This is a genomic window from Treponema endosymbiont of Eucomonympha sp., from assembly GCF_001028545.1.
In genome coordinates this window covers 1-3733 of the sequence record NZ_BBPW01000075.1, presented here as the reverse complement: position 1 = coordinate 3733, position 3733 = coordinate 1, and the positions used below count along the sequence as shown (strand labels likewise).

Sequence of the window (3733 nt, the reverse complement as noted above, 5' to 3'; positions counted from 1 at the left end):
GTTCGAGTGTGTGTTTCACGCCTGTCCGTGCAGGGGTCGGCTTCCTGTTCAGTACGCTGCTTCTGTACTGCGCCGTTCGGCTTACGCCGAACGCTCCCACAGCCGCGCCGGATACGCGCCCGCCGCGACCAGCTCTTTGACGCGGCGAGCCGCCGCCTTGTCTGCCTTATACGTCATGCCGAACCACTCGGCGTCCGCTTCACCTCTATCCCGCCTTTATGCGCCGCGAGTGTGCGGTAAGCAGAAGCGGCGCAAACTCGGTAAGCGCGCCGCCGTCTATATGCCGAGTTCTTTCAGAGAACTCGGACGTTCCCTACTGGGAACGCTTGGCGCTCAGATATTCTGCCATTTTCTGCGCTTTTTGACGCTCGCGTCGAATTCCGCCTTCTGCCTGCCGAGCTCCGTGCTGGTGTCCGGCATTTCGTTCCGGTCGAGCCACACGTAGTGCCGGTATAAGTCCTTTATGCGCTCGTTCTTCAGCGAGTTGAACGTCGCAACTCTGAAATGGTTGTCTTTTGCCAGCGCGAAGAACTCCGCCCGCTCCGCCTCGCTGAGGCGCGCGTAGGCGTCATACCACTGCGCCGTATAGCCGAGGTGCCGGAAAAAGAAGCGGTACAGCAGGTAGAGTTCCGGCAGCAGCAGCAGCAGATGATAGTCTTCGAGCGTCTTTCCGAAGGCCTCATAAAAGAAGCTTCTGCCCCTGCCGATTTTCCCCTTCGTCGCGTTCAGGATGCTCTGCACCGCCCTGATATATTTCCGGTTCCAGTGCTTCCCCATATAGTCGCGGTTTTTGCTGAAGTCGCCCGCTATCGGGTGATACTTCATGGGGAACGAGTAAATGGCTATATCCAGCTCATCGCAGAGCAGTATGTTGATTTCCAGCCTGAGGTACAGATCGTCCGGCGTGTCTTTCTCGTTGTACAGCATATAGTTGGACAGCGACGGCATGCCGTATTTCGCGCAGAGCCGCACCGCTCGGGAATATATGTCTTTCTCCTGCAGCGTGTCGAAGGCTATCCGCAGCGGGTTGATTTCGACTTCCGACAGCAGCTTCACCCGCTCCTCGCTCAAAAGGCTCGCGTCGAGCCCCTGGTTGAAGTCGACCGAGCGCAGCGTCCTCGACGGGAACCGGTGCTGCTTGACGAATTCGTTTACGGCGGGATACGCGCCGAGCAGCGCGCTTTTGGTGCAGGTGCAGACGTCGAGCAGGCGCGCGTCGCGCAGTATGTTGTATACGGCTCCCCGGTCCTCGCGCCGCAGCTTTCCCAGCACCCGCTGATAGCACGCGTGCACCGCGCGGGAATACAGCCGGTCGTCTTCGCCGCTCTCCAAATGCGCTATATAGAGCTTCAGGTAGTCAGGCTCGGTAAACCTGCTGCCTTTCCCAAACCCGCACGCCTTTATGTCGTCGATGATCCGGCTGAAATGCTCAGACGCCAGCACGTTGTTGTCCATAAGCAGCAGGTTCAGCTTGTCGCCATAGCGCTGCCTCGCGTCGTTTATCTGCTCGACTATCGGTATGTACGAGTTGAAGGGCGGCGGCTCCAGCACCGGCACCACGCAGAACGAGCAGCGGTTCGGGCAGCCCCGCGTCGTATACGCGTAAAACGCGTTGCCCGCCGAATACACATAGTCGGTGTCGAAGAGAATGGAGTAGTCGAGCGGCAGGGTGTCTATGATAATATCGTTGTCGTCGAGCGCGCCGGGGCACTTGAGCAGCCCCTTGTGCGAGCGTATGCCGGTTTCCGCCGCCAGCTCGTTGTGCATGACCGTCGCCAGAATGCCGCCCACGCGCAGTTCCGAGCGGTCTTTCACCAGCACTTTCGCGTCCTTTATGACGGCTACGGTTCTCTCCCACTGGAACGTAAACAGCGACGTAACGCATACCCGGTCCCACTTCGGGTGCTTTTTGTATTCCCCCGATATATAGAACTCGCGGTAATACTCAGCCCACAGAAAGAGCTTCGCGGCGTGAGCGGACGCGCGCACCGCTTCCTGCACGCCGGCGAATATGCCGTTTTTGACGGCGTCTTCCAGTTGCCGGTAGCAGTGCTGCCACTCCGTCGCGGGGTCGATCTGGCGGAACTTCTCTATCGCGGTCTCGACAACGTCGACGACGATGAAATCCCTGACCCTGCCTTTGAAAAAGCGCACCGAGTCGCCCAGCCGCTTGTGGTATGTCGCAAGCTTCATCAGTCCGATAGGGGGGTATCTGTTCTTGTAGTCCGCTTCAAGCAGCAGCACTTTTCTGTTCACGGCGCGCGGCTCCCGCTTCGGTTTCCCGCGACGACGCTGCCGCATGAGGAAAGGGGCAGGGCATTCGCGCCGGCGGACGCCCGAACAAGTGATTCGGCATTTTTATGCATGAGTAGCGCTACCATACACTAAAAAAACGTGCTCTGTCTATTGCGTTACCCCCGCGCGGAGCGCGGGGGTAACGTTCGAGTTTCTTGAGGAAACTCGGCATATAGATAAACGCGTGCTCCGCACGGGTAACGTTCGAGTTTCTTGAGGAAACTCGGCATATAGATAAATGCGTGCTTCGCGCGGGGTAACGTCCGAGTTTCTTGAAGAAACTCGGCATATAGATAAACGCGCGCTCCGCGCGGCATATAGGCAAAGCCGAACGCGGCGCTCCCGACACGGGCGTGCTTGGAGTCTGCGTTTGGTTCGCGCCCTTCGGCAAGTCTGCTCGGTAGGCAACTGCGCGGAAACCGCCCGCAAAACCCGCTCGGCAGACCCGGCAAATGCTTGCCGCTATGCGGAGTTTGCCGCGCGCCCTCGGCAACCCCGATCGATGCCCGCGCCCCGCGCGGGCATAGCCGCTCACTGGTAATAGGCAAACCACGAAATGTTGCTCGCGTCCATAATAATATAGGGGGCGGTTCCCGCGCTGAAACTCGCTATGACGGAGACGCCCGCGCCCTTCAAAGCCTCCGCGGTTTTTGCGTGCTCGTCTTTGTCCTGCCCCAGGAATATGAGGAGGATTGCCGGCGTGTCCCGCCACTTCTGGGCTTCGGAAGTCCTTTGGACGAGGTTCTGAACGGAATCAGCGGCAAACGAGCTGTTAAAGCCTTCGCGCGCCCGCGCATAGTGCAGTGACCACACGTCCTTGACGCGTATCTGCCTTCCGTTCGCCAGAATGTCCGCTTCGTCGTTGTAGTCAAGGTTCTTCCCTTCGCCCTCCCACCCGACGCCGTTCAGCAGCTTCGTGTCGAAGCGCACCCAGCAATACCTGAACCAGTTGGGCGTTTTGTGCGTCGCGTGCGCGATTCCCGCCGCGCTGAGCCGTTCCGACCACTTTTGAATGTCGACCCGGCGATATTCGTAAATATACGTTACGCCGCCCGGCCACGAATCGTAGCCGTCGCAGTCCCCGCTTATATGCGCGCCGTTCCTGAAATAGAAATCGTAGTCCCCGTCGTCGTGCTTCGCTCCCGATAACGCGAAGCGTTCCGCGCCCGCCTCCTCACTGTGCGCGCCCGGCATGAGTTCCTGCGCGACCGCCCCGATTCCCAGCGCGCCCGCCGCCAGAGCCGCGCCCGCGGCGATTACGCGTTTTGCATTCATATCTGCCTCCTCTGCGGAGTTCCTTCAGGGAACTGCCGCAAGCCGTACCGCACCAGTACTATACCGCATTTCGCCGCTGACGCAAGCGCGTTCGGCGGGAGCCGAACGTCCGAGTTCCGCGATATCCTACGGGTAACGTTAGGGGTCCTTGTAGGCACTGTCG

Annotated in this window: 2 protein-coding genes; both read right to left on the bottom strand. The window is 59.5% G+C overall.

Going from position 1 to position 3733, the window contains the following annotated elements; genetic code table 11:
• Positions 1 to 333: 333 nt before the first annotated feature.
• On the bottom strand, positions 334 to 2256 hold the full coding sequence (locus tag AWU74_RS04255; protein ID WP_162504791.1) for a radical SAM protein: 1923 nt from the start codon (positions 2254 to 2256) through the stop codon (positions 334 to 336).
• A 570-nt stretch (positions 2257 to 2826) separates the two neighbouring features.
• Positions 2827 to 3570 carry a vWA domain-containing protein gene (locus AWU74_RS04245; RefSeq protein WP_062327963.1) on the bottom strand — a complete coding sequence of 248 codons (744 nt, stop codon included), beginning with the start codon at positions 3568 to 3570 and terminating at the stop codon, positions 2827 to 2829.
• Positions 3571 to 3733 lie beyond the last annotated feature (163 nt).